Source organism: Shewanella sp. 2_MG-2023, from assembly GCF_030548905.1.
GTDB lineage: Bacteria > Pseudomonadota > Gammaproteobacteria > Enterobacterales > Shewanellaceae > Shewanella > Shewanella electrodiphila.
In genome coordinates this window covers 285,286-303,579 of the sequence record NZ_JAUOSO010000002.1, presented here as the reverse complement: position 1 = coordinate 303,579, position 18,294 = coordinate 285,286, and the positions used below count along the sequence as shown (strand labels likewise).

The window sequence follows — 18,294 nt, the reverse complement described above, 5'->3', positions numbered from 1 at the left end:
TAGGATTTTTTAAGAAGTATATGGATAGATCATCATGAATTTGCATGAGTATCAGGCAAAATCCTTATTTGCCGAATATGGTTTACCAGTTTCAGAAGGCTTCGCTTGCGATACAGCCCAAGAAGCGGTAGAAGCTGCTGGTCACATTGGCGGTAATATGTGGGTTGTTAAGTGTCAAGTACACGCAGGCGGCCGTGGTAAAGCAGGTGGCGTTAAAGTTACCGGCGATAAAGAAGAAATCAGAGCATTTGCTGAAAACTGGTTAGGTAAGAACTTAGTGACTTACCAAACTGACGAAAAAGGCCAGCCGGTTGCTAAAATTTTAGTTGAAAGCTGTACTGATATCGCAAACGAATTATACCTTGGTGCAGTTGTTGACCGTGCAACACGTCGTGTTGTATTTATGGCATCAACTGAAGGTGGCGTTGAGATTGAAACTGTTGCTGAAGAAACTCCTGAGTTGATTCACAAAGCAATCATCGATCCATTAGCAGGTCCACAGCCTTACCAAGCACGTGATCTTGGCTTCAAGTTAGGTTTAAACCCAACTCAAATGAAGCAGTTCACTAAAGTGTTCATGGGTCTTGCTAAGATGTTCGAAGACCATGATTTCGCTTTACTTGAAATCAATCCACTTGTTATCACTGACGAAGGTAATATCCATTGTCTAGATGGCAAGATTGGTATCGATGGTAATGCTTTATTCCGTCAACCTAAAATCCGTGAATTCCACGATCCATCACAAGATGATGCTCGTGAAGCACATGCAGCTAAGTTTGAACTTAACTACGTTGCACTAGACGGAAATGTTGGTTGTATGGTTAACGGTGCAGGCCTAGCAATGGGTACTATGGACATCGTAAACTTACACGGTGGCAAGCCAGCTAACTTCCTAGACGTAGGCGGTGGAGCAACGAAAGAACGTGTTGCTGAAGCATTTAAAATCATTCTTTCTGATTCAAATGTTAAAGCCGTTCTTGTTAACATCTTTGGTGGTATCGTTCGTTGTGACATGATCGCAGAAGGTATTATCGGCGCTGTTAAAGAAGTTGGCGTTGAAGTACCAGTTGTTGTTCGTCTTGAAGGTACTAACGCTGAATTAGGTCGTGAAGTGCTTGCAGGTTCTGATCTTGATATCATCGCAGCTGTATCATTAACTGATGCTGCTGAGAAAGTTGTTGCTGCTGCGGAGGGCAAATAATGTCCGTATTAATTAACAAAGATACTAAAGTTATCTGTCAAGGTTTCACTGGCGGCCAAGGTACTTTCCACTCTGAGCAAGCAATTGCTTACGGTACTAAAATGGTTGGCGGTGTTTCTCCAGGTAAAGGCGGTCAAGTTCATTTAGGCCTTCCTGTCTTTAACACTGTTAAAGATGCGGTTGCTGAAACAGGCGCTACTGCTTCTGTTATCTATGTACCAGCTCCTTTCTGTAAAGATGCTATCTTTGAAGCAATCGACGGTGGCATTGAGCTAATCGTTTGTATTACTGAAGGCATCCCTACGTTAGATATGCTTCAAGTTAAAGTTAAGCTTGAAGAAACTGGCGTTCGCATGATCGGTCCTAACTGTCCAGGTGTTATCACTCCGGGTGAATGTAAGATTGGTATTATGCCTGGTCACATCCACAAGCCTGGTAAAGTGGGTATTGTTTCTCGTTCTGGTACATTAACGTACGAAGCGGTTAAGCAAACTACTGACGAAGGTTTCGGCCAATCTACTTGTGTAGGTATCGGTGGTGACCCAATTCCTGGTACTAACTTCATCGACGTATTGGAAATGTTCCAAAACGATCCACAAACTGAAGCAATCGTAATGATTGGTGAAATTGGTGGTACTGCTGAAGAAGAAGCTGCTGATTACATCAAAGCTAACGTAACTAAGCCTGTTGTATCTTACATTGCTGGTGTTACTGCACCAGAAGGTAAGCGTATGGGCCATGCCGGCGCAATTATCGCTGGCGGTAAAGGTACTGCTGAAGATAAGTTTGCTGCATTAGAAGCTGCTGGCGTAAGCACAGTTCGCTCTTTAGCTGACATTGGTAAAGCTTTACGTACTAAAACTGGCTGGTAATTCAAGCTAGAAATAACTGTTTACTAATAACAGTTAATTGATTAAAAGGCGCCTTGGGGCGCCTTTTTTGTTGCCTATAGATTAGCATTAAACAATATTCGTTTGATTCAATCTAGCCTAGGTATTCCCGATATGTTTTAATCAAAGTAATGTAAGCATTATCATTTGTAAGTCTCTATTTATATATCGATTTTTATAGATTAAGTTCATTGATTAAGGATTATCATGACACAAATTACACAGCCAAAATTAGCTGAGATTATTACTGAAACCGACCGATTAATATTACGACCATTCAATGAAGGCGATTTTGAATCAATTTATTTAATGAATAGTATTCCTGAAGTACTGACTTACATTCCACAAGATCCGTTAACTGATATCAGTCAAGCAGAAGAGGTATACCACAATATCATTATGTCGGCATATCAAGAACATGGCTTTGGGCGCTGGGCAGTACACCACAAACAAGATGATAAAGTGATTGGTTTTTGTGGGCCTAAATATATTCCAGAGTATGACAAGGTCGAGCTTGGCTATCGATATTTCCCTGAGTATTGGGGTAAAGGGATTGGCTTTGAAGCCGCAGAAGCGACGGTTAAGACTTTAAAGCCGCAATATAATATCGATCTTGTTATAGCGTTGATTTTACATGGCAATAATGGCTCTGAAGCGATTGCTAAAAAGTTAGGCATGCATATTCATGAAGAAAATGAATATCAAGGCGCCAAAGTGCATGTGTATCAAAAGTTATTATAAGTTAGTCACTTTAATGATTGAATTGATGATTAAATTTTGATTAAATTAGGTTTCTCTAAGGAAAGAGTCATTCGTAATTTTACGATGTCCAAATGGATTCATAGCTAAATGGATTTATAGCTAAACCAACGACTCTTTCTTGTTTTCAATACAAGGAATGAAAATGCAACGAAGAAACCTTCAATTAGCTGTTTTAGTCGGCTTAACTTCTATATCGTCTTCAGTTTTAGCAAATGACAGTTACCAGCATGATGCTAGTGTAACTTACTATGATAATACCGAAAGTGATGCTAGTGGCTCGTTTGGTGTTGATTATCGTTATTACTTTGATCCAGTTTCACAAACTAATAAACCTTATCTTTTAAGAGGTTTCTTAAGTCAAACGTCTAATATCGGTGCATTTTATAATGGTATAAATGATGATGTTGATATCTATCGCATCAATGGAGAGTATGTCTTTGACTCTAAATGGTTTGTGAAGGCTAGTTATCAAAAATTTAAATTAGATCCTAGTTACGATAGCGACAATTATTCAGTTGGAGTTGGTTATTACTTTAACCGTTCTAGCTCTGTCTTCTTTGACTATTCAAACACATCTGGAGGATATGACTTTAGTGATGGAACTAGCATTCAAAAATCTGATACTGATCAAGATAATTTCACTTTAGGAGCTAATAGTTACATTACCTTTGGCTGGACTAAAGGTATTTTGTTGGCTGGTCAATACACTTATTCAGATTATACAATTAAGTCTGAATTTTCTTTTCCTGATTATCAATCTAAAACAACTAATACAGATAGTAGTTCTCAACTTGAACTCGCAGCAGACTGGTATATTACCGACTCTTGGTCTGTTGGGACTTCTTATTCTTACGATTTCGATAACAGTGATAATGATAACTGGGATATTTCGTCGGAATATTACTTACCCATTTCAAATGGAATCGCAGCTGTTTTTGGTATTCAAACAAACTTAGACTCAGATATAGATGGTATGGGTTATCGTATTGGAGTGAATGGCCGTTTCTAAGGTGTTTTCATTCATGTAAAACAAAAAAACCAGCAAATTTGCTGGTTTTTTTATGACTATAATCAGTTCTACGAAAGGTTATTCGTCTGCGTGATCACATTCATCATTAGTGCAGTGACCATATAAATATAAGCTATGGTGAGTCAGCTTAATATTATGACGCATGGCTATTTCATCCTGACGGCGCTCGATAACATCGTCTGAAAATTCAATTACCTTATCACAGGTTAAACACACTAAGTGATCATGATGTTTTTGAGTCGACATTTCAAATACTGCTTTACCACTTTCAAAGTGGTGACGGTTTAGAATGCCAGCGTCGTCAAATTGGTTTAATACACGGTAGACAGTGGCTAAGCCAATTTCTTCGCCAATATCGAGTAACTTTTTGTATAAATCTTCAGCACTGATATGTTGGTTTTCAGGGGCTTGCATCAATTCTAGAATTTTGACTCGTGGCAGGGTAATTTTTAATCCTGCTTTTTTGAGTGCTTGATTTCCATCTGTCATTGCTAATCTCTTGATTGCAGAACCTTAGCGGTTCTTCCGTGGATAGTTGAGATCATTATATGTGGTGTAATACCAAACTGGAACCTTTCATCGAAGTTAATCGGTATATAACTATGAATTTTCTTCCATCTTTTGCTCAAAACGAACAGTTAAGTTAATAAATGGACAATAGTCTTACTTATACTAAGGGATTATTGAGTGTATTGCGTATTTATATCAGTATAAGCGTTAACGTCATTCAGATCGTATTTCAAAGCTAAAGACGAAACCTGTTGCTTGATGATATGGTATTCGCATCTGGCTTCGTATAATAAAAATAAGGAAATCAATATGTATCAGCAGATTGTGGTCTTAACTGGCGCAGGTATTTCAGCTGAGTCTGGTATTAAGACCTTTCGTGACCAAGATGGTCTGTGGGAACAACACCATATTGAAGATGTAGCAACACCAGAAGGGTATGCTCGTGATATTGACCTTGTCGAAAGGTTTTACAATAGCCGCTGGGAGAATCTTCACAGTGGTGAAGTTAAACCTAATCCTGCACACGATGCTTTAGCCAAATTAGAAGCGGAATTCCCAGGTAAGTTACTGGTGATAACTCAAAATGTCGATGACTTACATGAGCGTTCTGGCTCGAAACGTTTACTGCATATGCATGGGGAATTGTCTAAAGGACGCTGTCCTCAATCACTGCAGACTTTTGTGTTACGTGAACCTTTTAGTGAAGATAACTGCTGTACCTGTTGTATTCCGGCTAAACGCTTACGACCGCATATTGTCTGGTTTGGTGAAATGCCTTTTGGCATGGATAGGATCCACGATGCTTTAGATACCTGTGATTTGTTTATTGCTATTGGTACCTCTGGCACGGTTTATCCTGCTGCTGGGTTTGTTGATAGTGCTAATCACCATGGTGCGCAAACAGTTGAAGTCAATTTAGTCGAAGCAGACAGGCATAGCCAGTTTCAATATCATTTAACCGGTAAAGCGGGTGATATTGTGCCGCAGTTGGTTGATACTATTTTAGCGGGCGAGACAGTCGGTAATCAGTCTTTTAATCAGCAACTAGCCAGTGTTTTGTCTGCTTGATAACAGTACTAGCTGAGCCTTGTTTTTAACGAACTAGCCCTTAATTCTGCTAACAATTTACAACGAGAAACGATATGAGTGACCAACAAGGCAAACTGGCAATTATCATGCGTGGCTTGCCAGGAAGCGGTAAGTCTTATTGGGTGAATACTTACCTTAAAGGATTGGGTCTTGAGCAAGCTAGTCATATTAAGCAGTACGGTTATTTCTCAACCGATAGTTTTTTTGTAAAAGAGGGGCATTACAAATTTAACCCTAAGCTTCTAAGTCAGTATCATCAAGCAAATTTAACCGCATTTATAAATGCGATGGCGAATAATGAACCCACAGTGATCTGTGACAATACCAATGTGGCTAAATGGGAGTTCATGGCTTACGAAGCTGCTGCTAAGTCGTTAGGCTATCAGGTAAGGGTGATGTTGATTGGGAGCCCAAAGGATGCTCAACATCAACAATTATGTGCCCAAAGGAATAGTCACAAAGTGCCACTAAATCATATAAAAACCATGGCTAGATTGTTTGAGTTGGATGATTAACTGTTCTAACTGACTAGAATGTTAATTAAAAAAGGCGCCTAAGGCGCCTTTTTACTGTCTATTTACTGTTTTTCATCAACAACTCAATGAATTGCGTATTATTAGACCTGATGTGAATATTGAATTACTGCTGTAAGTCAATATTGTAAATTGCAAAGCCAAACTCATCGGTTAAGTCTGTTCGTTTTGTCATTGGTCGAACTTGATAATCTTCAACAAATTTGTCAGCCGTTTCACTGTCTTGGGTCTCAAAACGAATATCAAGTTTAGTAGGCGTATCAATGGTGACAAAGTCCCAATTGTTGTCGGCACTTGGGTCGACTTCACCATTAGCTTCAGACTCTTCCGAAATATATTGAGCTAAAGCCTCACGGTTTGTATCCGGTAATTCCATAACTACAAATTCAGCACCTGTACCTGCGAATTTACCACCAAATGCACGGTAGTTGTTCGATGCAATGATAAACTCTTTGCTTGCTAATTCATCACCTGTGAAAACAACCCCGTCAGCATCGGTATAACTTAAGTCTACAATACGGTTAGCATCAGCATTCACTACAACACAGTCACCATCAAACTTAGTTGGTTGGGTCACATCAATTTTATAGCTCACTCCGTCAATAACATCGTAGTTATACGTTCTATGAGTATCCCAGTTAATTAAGCTTTGAGCTTCGGTAGAGTTGGGATTAATTTGGTTGAATTGATTAGCACTACATTCAAGCCAATCTTTTACTTCTGCCCCAGTCACTTTCACTGCAACCATTGTATTTGGGTACAAATATAGATCCGCTGCATTTTTATAGGTCAAATCGCCAGCAGGAACTTGCACATAGCTATCAGCATCTGAAGTTGTGCTGTGACGACCACCAGCCTTAAATGGAGCAGAAGCTGAAAGTACTGGAATGTTTTTAAGTGCATCTATTTTTGAAGCAGCTTCTGCTACTGCGTCAATCTGCGCATTAGATACGATTTGAACTGTTGGATCATCTTGTACTAGAGATAAAAAGCTATACATATCTGTAGAAGACTTACCAATAGGTGCATTAACATATTCAAGCGTGGCTGTATGTTCAAGCTCAACCATCGCATGGATATTTGCGTCAGGCTCAACCGAGAACTCTTCAGTAGTATCAGTTGCTTTTATAAAGATAGGGCGTGCTTTAGACAAGCTATTCGTAACTGCCCATGCACCGTCTTCTTGTACTAAGGTCAAGTCCACAACGCCTAAGTTGTCACCCCAACGGCCTGGCATAACGGCTGCTACACCATTAATTGTACCTTTTTCAATGTCGACATTGGCGACATCGGCGAATTGAGAACTTGGAAATACCGAGTGACTGTGGCCGAACATGATAGCGTCGATGCCATCAACCGTTGTTAAAGCCCAAGTTGCATTTTCTGCACTCATATCACTTGGATTTTCAGATGAACCGATACCTGAATGAGGGATCGCTACAATAACATCAGCGCCTTCAGCTTTCATTTGAGGCACATAACGTTCAGCTGATTCAACAATGCCTCGTGCAACGACTTTGCCATCAAGGTTTTGTTTGTCCCAAATTTTAATTTGTGGAGGAACAAAACCGATATAACCGATTTTTATGGTGTGTTCATCGCCATTATTATCAACGACTAGTTGCTCTTTAATGATGTAAGGCTCAAATAATGGTTCACCGGCTTTAACTTCTCTGAAGCAATCGTCAACTTCACAATAGACATTGGCACTAATATAAGGAAAATTTGATTCAGCAGTAGCCTGATCTAAAAAGTCCAATCCATAGTTAAACTCATGATTACCTATGTTACCGACTTCATAATTAAGCGTATTCATTGCTTTGTAAGCTGGGTGAGTATCAGTTAGCTGGTTGGTTGATTTGAACTCATGAGCAATATAATCACCCATAGGGCTGCCTTGAAGTAAATCACCATTATCTACTAATACGCTATTGGTAACTTCTTCACGGGCTTCGTGAATTAATGCTGCGGTACGAGCTAAACCAATGGTTTTATCAGTTTGGCCACTATAGTAATTGTAATCCATGATATTCGCGTGAATATCACTGGTTTCCATAATACGTAAATCAACTTCTACAGTTTTGACACTGTTATCATCTGATGAGCTACAACCACTGATCCCAAGAGCACCCGCTATAACGACAGCTAAAACCTTTTTATTTAACATATGACTCTCTCTTTTTCCTGACCCCGGAGCTTGTTTTTTTGTGCTCCATTATTGTTGTGAATAAAGCAGAACTACCTTCACTGCATTAAACGTCATGAATTATATACAAAGTGAATTACAGTGTTGCGACAAAAGAACAATTAATTAAAAAAAAGTAATTCATTTGCTTTTAATGTTAATAATTGGTTTTTTATTCTGGAATTAGCTCCCGTTTGGTTATTCTAGCTTCAGGAGGGGCTAAATTAGTGACTGTTCGGAAAGGTGTTTTGTATTTGTTGGACTATAAAACGACTTTTGCGGCTTAAATAAAAAAGGCGCCGAAGCGCCTTTAAATTCAGCTCGTGTTTACTTGTCTTCTAAAAGACCACGGCTTCTTAACAGTGGCTCGATACCCGCATCTTTACCACGGAATTGGCGATAAAGATCCATAGGGTCGGCGCTACCACCTTGAGATAAAATATTGTCTCTAAATGCTTGCGCAGTGGCTGGGTCAAAGATGCCATTTTCTTTGAATGCTTCAAACGCATCAGCACCTAAGATATCAGACCACAAGTAGCTGTAATAACCCGCAGAATAACCACCCGCAAAAATATGCGAGAAATAAGTACTGCGATAACGAGGGGCGATTTCTTTAATTAAGCCCATGTTAGCAAGTGATTCAGCTTCAAATTTAGCGGCATCATGCACTGTGTTGTCATTAAGTGTATGCCAGTCTAAATCTAATTTGGTTGCCGCCATGTACTCAACCGTGGCAAAGCCTTGGTTAAATTTACTTGCTGCTTGAATTTTTTCTACCAACTCTTGTGGAATCACTTCGCCAGTTTTGTAGTGCTTAGCGAACTGAGCTAATACTTCAGGCTGCGTCATCCAGTTTTCCATCACTTGTGATGGGAACTCAACATAATCGCGTGGTACAGCCGTGCCCGCTTGCGATGCATATTCTACGTCAGACAAAATGCCGTGAAGGGCATGACCAAATTCATGGAATAGGGTACTAGCTTCGTCGAATGTAAGTAATGAAGGCTCATCACCAGTTGGTTGTGGGTAGTTTAAAACGTTAACAATAATAGGCTTAGAATCAATGCCATTCATATTGTATTGCTTACGGTATGAATTCATCCATGCTCCGCCACGTTTACTGTCACGAACGTAATAATCACCCATAAATACTGCTAAGAAAGAACCATCTTTGTCGTAGACTTCCCATGTTCTGACATCTGGGTGATATTTAGGTAGATCAGTACGTTCTTTTACTGTGATACCGAATAAACGGTTAGCAGTATAGAATACGCCATCTAAGGTCGCTTCTAATGAAAAGTAAGGTCGTGTTTGTTGTTCATTAAAGCTGTATTTAGCGACACGAATTTGGTCAGAGTAATACCACCAATCCCAAGCTTCAAGCTTAAAGTCACCACCTTGGCTATCAATTAATGCTTGCATGTCTTTCACTTCAGCATTGGCTTGCGCCAGTGCTGCTGGCCATACTTTATCAAGCAGACCATACACGTTTTCAGGTGTTTTTGCTGTGCGCTCTTCAAGCACAAAGTGAGCATGGGTTTTGTAACCCATTAATGCTGCTTTTTCAGCGCGAAGCGCTGCAATTTTAGCTAGGCCTTTTTTGTTATCATTAGCGTTATCATTATTAGCTCTTTCAATGTAACCCTTAAAAATAGCTTCACGTAAATCACGGTTTTCAGCGTAAGTTAAAAATGGCGTAATAGAAGGGCGCTGTGTGGTAAATACCCACTTGCCATCATGGCCACGTTTTGTCGCTGTGGCCGCTGCAGTATCAATCACATCTTGTGGCAAGCCAGCTAAACCAGCTTCATTGTCTATAACTAATTCAAAGGCATTAGTTTCAGCTAATAAATTATCGCCAAACTCAAGGTTTAGTTTTCCAATTTGTTCATTAAGCGCACGTAAGGTGTCTTTATCTTCTGCTGATAAGTTTGCACCGCCGCGAGTAAAGCGCTTGTAGGTATCTTCTAATAATTTAGCTTTAGCAGTGTTGAGGTTTAATGCATCTTTTTGTAGATAAACCGCCTTTACACGCTTGAACAAGTCGTCATTAAGTGAAATGTCATCTCTTGCAGATGACAACATCGGTGACACTTGTTTTGAAATTTCTTGAATCGCTGGATTAGTGTGCGCACCCGTTAGGTTGTAGAACACACTGGCAACTTTAGTTAGCAACGCTCCTGAAAATTCCATCGCTTCGATAGTGTTTTCAAAAGTTGGAGCTTCTGGGTTGGCAACAATTGCGGCTATTTCAGCTTGTTGGGCTGCAATACCCGCCTTGAATCCTGGTAAATAATGTTCATCTTTAATTTTATCGAAATCAGGGATTTCCATAAACGTGCCATAAGGCTTAAAGAAAGGGTTATTGGCATTCTGCTCAATAATATTGTTTGCAATAACGTTAGGTGCTTGAGTTGTTGTGGTCGTTTGAGCGTTATCGTTCGCACATGCACTTAACATTAACGTCAGTGCCATGGCTGAAACAAGCGGCTTGAGGGTTAATCCCTTCATATTTTATTCCCTGTTTGCATAAGAATGGTTTAAAAATGAGCTTTTGAGCGATTTTTTGGCTTTAAGCTTCTATATTTTCATTTTGAGCTTTTTATATATCATTTTTAGAGGGGTATTTGTGATTATTTTACTGATTTAAAGTCAAAAACTTGTTTTAGTTTGTAACAAAAAATAAAGGGACCTGATTTGTCATCAGATCCCTTTAAGCTATTTCAATGGAAGGGGGAAGAATTGAAATAGCTTATAAAGCTATAGCCTTAACATTAAGGCTTTAAAATCACTTTAACACTTGCATCTACATCAGCTTCATCGATGTAACCAATTGCATTTGGATTAGAGGCAACAGCTGATTTCATAGCCGCAGCGTTTGAAACAGTGGCTGGTGGATTACCTTTACCAGTAAATACCTGTTTTGACCAAAACGCTTTAAGTTGAGAGTCTGACTTACCGGTAACGCTGCTATGAAATTCAGAGCGAGTTGCGTTACCTTCATCAAGTTCGTAAACAACAGCAGATTTTGAACCTTTACCAAGGAACAATTTTTTAGCATCAGAAGCAGAAATATCAGCAGCACCAGGTGCACCGATAACAACAACAGCAGCTTGCGCAGACATCATTGAACAAACGCTAAGCGCTAAAATTGAGATTAACTTTTTCATTTTATCGCTCCTTAAAATACAACATCAAATTGAACAGTATAAACAGTGGTGTCATCAAACTCTTGAGCTATATTGCTATCTAGTCCACCCGATGTATCGCCAAAATCAGTAGAATATGTGACATCAAATTTTACTGCCAAATTGTCAAGTGCATCCCAACGCAGGCCCGCACTGTAAGAAGTACGTTCACCATTAAATATCGCTGCGTGAATAGCTGAAGTTTCATCAATCACTTTACGTGTATCATTATCTTTGGTTTCATAAAAAGCGGCTGTCACATAAGGTGTGAAAGCATTAATACGGTAGCCCAATGTTAAGTAACCAGAATCCGAATCTGGGTATATGCCATCAACTTCGATGCGAGTCCACTCAGCAATCGCTAGGAATGAACCATTGTCATAACTAGCACCAACACCAGCGAATGTCGCATCCTCGTTGTTCATTTCTAAAAGTGTCACTGTGACATCTACATCAGCACCTGGTGCTAATTCTTGTTTCACTTGTCGAGTAACATCGCCATCCAGTGTTGCTTGACCGTATACTGCACGTAATGTCCATGTTTCATCGGTCCAGTTGACGTTAGCACCTAGGATATTTTTAATATCAATACCCGAATCTTCAGATTGGCCACCAAATGCTTGGAAAGTTAGTGTTGAATCATCAAATTCGACATCGTAGCTTACATCACCACCAGTGTAAGAAGTGAAAGGAACTGCATCATATACTTCTGAAGGCGGACGTACGAAAGGTTGAGCGTAACCTACATCTAAATAATCAGAATACATAAATAATGGAACACGTAATTTACCAGCACGAGCTTGAAGGCCACTATCAAAACGATGAGATACGTATGCCCATTCAGCTTCTACATCCCAGTCATTCTCGCCTCTCATCATTAACTGCATGACTGCTTGAGTTTGATCTGTAATAGCAAACGTACCTTGTAAACCAAATTTACTGCCATCATCAAAATTAGCTGAAGTTGTTGCACCAGCATAGCCCGCATTGTTATCTGATGTAATGTAAGCACCTGTCATAAAGCCATTGAAACTAAAACGCTCAGTCAAACTCGCTGTTTGGCTAGCTTGTAATGATTGAACTTGCTGTTCAAGCTTGGCAATTTTTTCATCATTGGTTTCTTCTGCAACTACGTATGCAGGCAGCATAGCGACTGAAATAGCTAAAGGTAGCGCTTTCAAATTGAATTTCATGGTGTAACTCCTGTTCATCTCATCATTGTTTAAGTTGATATTCGTTGTATCGACTTAATATTTTATTTTTTAGACTTTAAATTGACCCGTTATGCCGTCAAGTTGCTTACTAACACCTTCAATGTCATAACTGATCCCGCCCATTTCATCCGTGGTCATTTTTACTTTAGCGGCATTGGTTTCAATATCGGCAATGTACTGCTGTATAAGCTCTGAAGTGTTGTGTTGTTCTTCAGTTGCAGCGGCAATTTGATCATTAACGACCGTAATTGCACTGACCTTACTGGTGATATTGATTAATGCATCCCCTGCTAATGAAGTGGTTTTAACACCTTCTTCAGCGGTTTCTATTCCACGTTGCATTGCATCAACCGCTTGGGTCGACGTAGAGCGAAGCTCTTGCAATACTTGCTGAATTTCTTGCGTTGAAGCTTGTGTACGAGAAGCAAGCGTTCTTACTTCGTCGGCCACAACTGCAAAGCCTCGTCCTTGTTCACCTGCACGAGCCGCCTCAATAGCTGCGTTCAATGCGAGTAAATTGGTTTGATCTGCAATACCACGAATGGTATCGAGTATGTCATTTACGTTACTGGTAAAGGCTTCAAGTTGATTGACAACTACGGCCGTTGTTTGCACTTCTTCTGCTAGCTTTTTGATGGTCGTAATGGCTTGAGCAACGGTTTCTTGGCCTTGCTGTGCTTCATTGTTAGCATTATCAGCTTCTGATGCAGCATTTGCGGCATATTCAGCAATGTGTGCCACACTGACAAACATTTCACGCATGGCGTGCGAAATTTGTTCAACGGACTCATTTTGCTGTTGAACAGTGACTTCACTGTTTTTACAGCTCTCGAGAAGGGTATGTGATACTGAACTTAAGCTCTCAGTGGTATTTTTTGTATCAGCAATCGAAACTTGGAGTTTTGATACGAATTGATTAAACCAATGTACTAAGGTGGCAATTTCGTCTTTACCTTGATAATCGATACGAGATCGTAAATCGCCTTCGCCTTCAGAAATGTTTTGTAAAGAGTCAGTGACATTCTGGATAGTGACAATGATTGAACGGTTAACCAGAAAGCCGACCACAATGAGAAATGCTGCGGCTGCAATGCCAATCGTGAGCATAAAGTTAGCTGCACTATCTGAGCTTTCAAGGGTTGTTTGGATACTGTCTTCAAATTCTTGTGAGTATTGCGCTTGTTTTTCATCAAAAATTTCAATGAGTTGCTCGTAACGTTTTGCGTTATCAGCCGCTTGACGCTTTATATTATTAAAGTCGACATCATCTTTTAAAAATTCAGCAACCAGTAATTTGGCATTGTCATAATAAACATTCAAATCACGCTGCATTTTATTTGCATCATTCACTTCAGATGCTAGTAAAGATTTAACAGAGTTTAAGTTGTTATTTATTTGGGTAACCATATTTTCAGCAGTGACCAAATTATCTTCTTCACCCGTTGTCACAGCTGACTGGATATTTTGATCAAGTTGTAAAAGTAAGCCTTTATTAATAGTGGCCAAATTTAACACTGGATATAGTTGAGATTGAAGTCCATTTAGTCTTTCAGCATTTTGTTGCACACTTTGATTGTTAATAACTAAAGATATAACAAACGAAGAAATAGCAACGACTGTTAATAAAGCGATCCGATGCTTTATTTTTAAGCTGTTTAACTTCATCAAAAATTGATCCTACTGGTTAAAAGTTTACGCGAATGTTGATTTTTTGTGTACTTGCTTGCATATAATAGTATGTTTTTTCGCTAAAAAAATAGCTACTTTTAGTATCTTATAAATTTTTTATACTGTTTTATAGTTAATAATTTTATTATCAATAGCTTACGCAGTTCGTTAACTCAAAGGGTTTTATTAATTAAATAAAAAATATAAATGTATTTTTACTTTAATTAATACTAGTTACCAATCGGTGTCAAATTAACGTCATCGTCAATTAATTGTCTGCGATTATTTGCTCTTCAAGAACAACCTAATTGCTAATGTTAATCGATGTTATTGGTGTGTATTTTAATTGATATTGATTTATAACGCGTGTTCCTTTAGGAACAATATCGGCAATTAGTTTGTAAACTTTAGATGGAATATACGATTTAATATTTATTGAATGTAGCGAAATGGTAAGAACTTACATTTGTAAATGAAAATGATTTCTATTTATTTGGATGGGTGGAGTTTATTTATTCAAAGGGGGGAAGTTTGAGTGATTGTGTTAAAAGATAGAGTTTAACATTGTCAAAGCAATTGAGGGAAACAAGAGTGTTTGAAATAGTGTGATGGTGGTAAAATTGAAGGGTAGATAAATTTAACGATTAATCAATTTAACGATTAACCATTACTCAATTTATCTACCGCAACATATCTAATCAGAAAGTGTGTTTAACTCCTTCAGATGAATAACACTTTAATGCCCAAGAGTCTCTGAACCAGCGCGCCTTGGATCTGAAGCGCCATAAATACCATGTTCATTAATTAATATTGACTGAGTGCTTCCCATGGCATTGGATCTTTTCACTTTGTGTCCTTTAGATTCCAGTAAGGTAATGGTGTCATCATTAAGGCTGGTTTCAACGCCTATATAATCTGGTAGCCATTGATGATGAATTCTCGGCGCTGCAGTCGCTTCTGCCACATTCAATTGGTGATCGATGACATTCATGATGACTTGCAGCGTGGTGGTGATAATTCTAGAACCACCAGGGCTGCCAGTGATAAGAAATGGTTTTCCATCCTTCATCACAATGGTAGGACTCATAGAGCTTAAAGGTCGTTTATTCCCTTGAACTGAATTTGCTTCACCGCCAATCAGCCCATAACCGTTAGGCGAGCCAGGCTTTGCTGAAAAGTCATCCATTTCGTTGTTAAGTAAGATACCTGTGCCAGCAGCTACTAGGCCTGAGCCATAGCTGAAGTTTAGGGTGTAAGTATTTGAAACCGCATTTCCCCATTGGTCGACAACAGAATAATGGGTGGTTTGATCGCTTTCATAAGGCGCAATATCGCCAGCTTTTATTTCAGCACTCGGAGTGGCTTTATTAAAAGCGATTTGTTTTGCAATGGTGTCTGCGTATTTTTGACTAGTTAATGCAGCAATTGGCACAGGATTAAAATCTGGATCACCCAAATATTCACTTCTGTCTGCATAGGCATGTTTCATCGTTTCTGTCATTAAATGCAAAGTTTGTGCAGTGTTATGACCAAGCTTTTGAATTGGGTAGTTTTCTAGCACATTGAGCATTTCAATGATGTGAATACCGCCTGATGAAGGAGGTGGCATAGAAACGACTTCATAACCTCGATAGCTGCCGCGAACGGGTTCTCGTTCAACGACGGTATAATTTTTTAGGTCATCTAGGCTCATAATCCCGCCCGCTAGATTAATCGCGCTCACAATTTTCTCAGCGGTTTCGCCCTGATAAAACCCTTTACTGCCGTGCTTTGCAATCAGTGATAAAGAATGCCCTAAGTCAGTTTGCACCAGCTTGTCGTTAACCGAAAAGCTATCACCATTCTTTTTGTAAAATATTTCAGCGGAACTTGGCCATTGAGAGATGCGGCGCTTTAAGCCATCTAATGAATCTGCCAAATCTGAATTAATGACAATACCGTCATTAGCTAACCCGATGGCGGGTTTAATAACATCTTTAAGACTCATAGTGCCATATTTTGTTAGCGCGAGCTCTAAGCCCATTACCGTACCAGGTACCCCCACAGCGAGGCCATGCTCGCGGCTTAATTTAGGGTTTGCATTGCCTTTTTCGTCTAGAAAAATATCTTTATGTGCCTTTGCTGGCGCCGTTTCACGATAATCGATAGCAATGGTTTTATTGGTTTCAGCTAAATGTACCATCATGAAACCACCACCACCGATATTACCGGCTCGAGGAAGGGTGACCGACAGTGCAAAACCTACAGCAACGGCAGCATCAACAGCATTACCACCTTGTTTGAGAATATCGACACCAATGCGGGTTGCAAGTGATTCTTGACTGGCAACCATGCCATTTTTAGCCCAAATGGGTTGAGCTGTGGCAGCGCGACTGAAAATAGATTGCTCGTTAGCAGCACTTACGCTGGTTGTAGATGCAGCAGTTAAACTGAGTGCAATGGCAATGCTGGTGGAAATAGCGATAGGTTTAAACTGAGAAAAAATACCCACTTTCAGTCCTTTGTAAATTCATTGATAGGTTGCAATGTGCCATAAGTATGATCTAATACACAATATCTAATGCCGCTTTTTGAGGAAATATGTCAGAGTTTTTGAGTGAAGATATCCAACTTAATTTTTATGATTCAGTTGCAAGTATCGGTAAATCAAAATGGAGTCGTGTGTTTACTGACGATAATCCGTTTACTCAATTCGAGTATTTATTGGCATTAGAACAAAGTTTGAGTGTGTGCAGTGACTCTGGTTGGCGGCCACAACATCTTGTGATTACCTCTAATAGTGAAGTTATTGCTATTTTACCTTGTTATGAAAAATCCCATTCATGGGGGGAGTATGTGTTTGATTGGGCATGGGCTGAAGCTTATGAGCGTAACGGGCTTGAGTACTATCCTAAGCTCGTAGCTGCAATTCCTTTTACGCCAGTTTCGGGTCAACGTATAGGTATGATTTCGTCGATATCAGAGGTGAGTCGTGAAGTCGTACTGAATAGAATCACTCATTTTTTAAATCAAACAATAAAAAGTGAGCAGTTCTCATCCTGGCATTGTTTATTTTTACCTCAAAATGATTTCAAGCATTTAAGCCATTCAACAATTTCGAGATTAGGTACGCAGTTTCATTGGCAAAACAAACAGTACCCGCACTTTGACGACTTTCTAGCGCAGTTAGTCTCTAGAAAAAGAAAAGCCATTAAAAAAGAACGTAAAGCTGTGGCGAATTTTAACTATGACTTTATTGATGGCGACAAGGCAAGCAAAGAACAATGGCAAGGTTTTGTGCATTGCTACCAGCAAACCTACCTAAAACGCTCAGGTCATACAGGCTATTTAAATGCTGACTTTTTTAGTCAAATCGCCAGTTCAATGGGCAGGCAAGTTAGGTTGTTATTAGTGACCAACGATCAAAATAACCTTATAGCATCAGCATTATACTTTGTCTCCAATACCCATCTTTATGGTAGATATTGGGGCTGTTTAGAGGAAGTCGATGGCTTGCACTTTGAAACCTGTTATTACCAAGGCATTGAGTATGCTATTCATCATGGATTAACCGTCTTCGATGCCGGCGCGCAAGGTGAACACAAAGTAGCACGGGGTTTTGAGCCTGTTGAAACCTATTCAAACCACGAAGTAGCACATGACGAGTTCAGAAAAGCGATTTATCATTACTGCCAACAAGAACAGCAACATATAAAGCAATATATGCAGGATTTAGCTTGCAAGCTGCCCTACAAAGAAAAGGACAATTTACAATAAAGTGCCTTATCCCTATGCACTAAATTAATTCTGCCCCCTAGACACTAAATTAATAAAGCGATGAATGAATAAAACCCTTATCTTCGCGATTAAGGTTAATGACTTGGCATCGCCACTTATTTTCAAAACTTTTAACTTTCAAGATTCCTAACTTTCAAGATTCCTAACTTTCAAGAGCTTTAACTTTCATAACTTCTAATTTTAAGAAGTGGCTAGCCAACAGTTCCACATAGACTTAATAATAAGCTGTTTATTTTCAGAACCGGCC

At 39.4% G+C, this 18,294-nt stretch carries 14 protein-coding genes; 7 read left to right on the top strand and 7 right to left on the bottom strand.

The genetic code is table 11. The annotated features are described in order from the left end of the window. Positions 1–34 precede the first annotated feature (34 nt). The 4 genes from sucC (at position 35) to Q4600_RS03635 (ending at position 3,862) form a co-directional block, all read left to right on the top strand. Positions 35–1,201 (top strand): ADP-forming succinate--CoA ligase subunit beta, encoded by a 1,167-nt coding sequence (gene sucC / locus Q4600_RS03650; protein WP_102528512.1) that lies wholly within the window; start codon positions 35–37, stop codon positions 1,199–1,201. Then, positions 1,201–2,073, top strand: coding sequence for a succinate--CoA ligase subunit alpha (gene sucD / locus Q4600_RS03645; RefSeq protein ID WP_303514118.1), 873 nt, complete (start codon positions 1,201–1,203; stop codon positions 2,071–2,073). The genes sucC and sucD overlap by 1 nt, the downstream gene beginning before the upstream one ends. Before the next feature lie 258 nt (positions 2,074–2,331). After that, positions 2,332–2,832: a GNAT family N-acetyltransferase gene (locus tag Q4600_RS03640; RefSeq protein ID WP_303514480.1), complete on the top strand. Its 501-nt coding sequence runs from the start codon at positions 2,332–2,334 to the stop codon at positions 2,830–2,832. Positions 2,833–2,995: 163 nt separating this feature from the next. Further along, positions 2,996–3,862, top strand: coding sequence for a putative porin (locus Q4600_RS03635; protein ID WP_303514121.1), 867 nt, complete (start codon positions 2,996–2,998; stop codon positions 3,860–3,862). Positions 3,863–3,940: 78 nt separating this feature from the next. On the opposite strand, the gene fur is transcribed toward Q4600_RS03635, so the two are convergent. After that, positions 3,941–4,372, bottom strand: a complete 432-nt coding sequence (fur, locus tag Q4600_RS03630; RefSeq protein WP_102528510.1) for a ferric iron uptake transcriptional regulator — start codon at positions 4,370–4,372, stop codon at positions 3,941–3,943. Positions 4,373–4,702: 330 nt separating this feature from the next. Between fur and cobB the strand changes: the two genes are divergently transcribed. Together cobB and Q4600_RS03620 are read left to right on the top strand one after the other, a co-directional pair. Next, complete coding sequence (cobB, locus tag Q4600_RS03625; protein WP_303514126.1) at positions 4,703–5,461, top strand: Sir2 family NAD+-dependent deacetylase; 759 nt, start codon at positions 4,703–4,705, stop codon at positions 5,459–5,461. 74 nt (positions 5,462–5,535) lie between these two features. Further along, entirely contained in the window at positions 5,536–5,997 is a 462-nt protein-coding gene (locus Q4600_RS03620) for an AAA family ATPase (protein WP_303514129.1), read from the top strand. 124 nt (positions 5,998–6,121) lie between these two features. Here Q4600_RS03620 and Q4600_RS03615 read toward each other — a convergent pair whose 3' ends face one another. From Q4600_RS03615 to ggt, 6 genes are all read right to left on the bottom strand, one after another. Beyond that, on the bottom strand, positions 6,122–8,182 hold the full coding sequence (locus Q4600_RS03615) for a bifunctional 2',3'-cyclic-nucleotide 2'-phosphodiesterase/3'-nucleotidase (RefSeq protein ID WP_303514131.1): 2,061 nt from the start codon (positions 8,180–8,182) through the stop codon (positions 6,122–6,124). A 345-nt stretch (positions 8,183–8,527) separates the two neighbouring features. Further along, complete coding sequence (locus Q4600_RS03610) at positions 8,528–10,711, bottom strand: M3 family metallopeptidase (protein ID WP_229369057.1); 2,184 nt, start codon at positions 10,709–10,711, stop codon at positions 8,528–8,530. Between the two features lie 263 nt (positions 10,712–10,974). Then, a complete protein-coding gene (locus Q4600_RS03605) occupies positions 10,975–11,370 on the bottom strand; it encodes a phosphate ABC transporter substrate-binding protein (RefSeq protein WP_303514134.1) in 396 nt (131 codons plus the stop codon). A gap of 11 nt (positions 11,371–11,381) precedes the next feature. Beyond that, positions 11,382–12,581: a hypothetical protein gene (locus Q4600_RS03600; RefSeq protein ID WP_303514136.1), complete on the bottom strand. Its 1,200-nt coding sequence runs from the start codon at positions 12,579–12,581 to the stop codon at positions 11,382–11,384. Between the two features lie 69 nt (positions 12,582–12,650). Beyond that, positions 12,651–14,267 (bottom strand): methyl-accepting chemotaxis protein, encoded by a 1,617-nt coding sequence (locus tag Q4600_RS03595; RefSeq protein ID WP_303514139.1) that lies wholly within the window; start codon positions 14,265–14,267, stop codon positions 12,651–12,653. 739 nt (positions 14,268–15,006) lie between these two features. Beyond that, a complete protein-coding gene (ggt, locus tag Q4600_RS03590) occupies positions 15,007–16,761 on the bottom strand; it encodes a gamma-glutamyltransferase (protein ID WP_303514142.1) in 1,755 nt (584 codons plus the stop codon). Between the two features lie 89 nt (positions 16,762–16,850). Between ggt and Q4600_RS03585 the strand changes: the two genes are divergently transcribed. Further along, positions 16,851–18,026, top strand: coding sequence for a GNAT family N-acetyltransferase (locus Q4600_RS03585; RefSeq protein ID WP_303514145.1), 1,176 nt, complete (start codon positions 16,851–16,853; stop codon positions 18,024–18,026). The last annotated feature ends 268 nt before the right edge of the window (positions 18,027–18,294 follow it).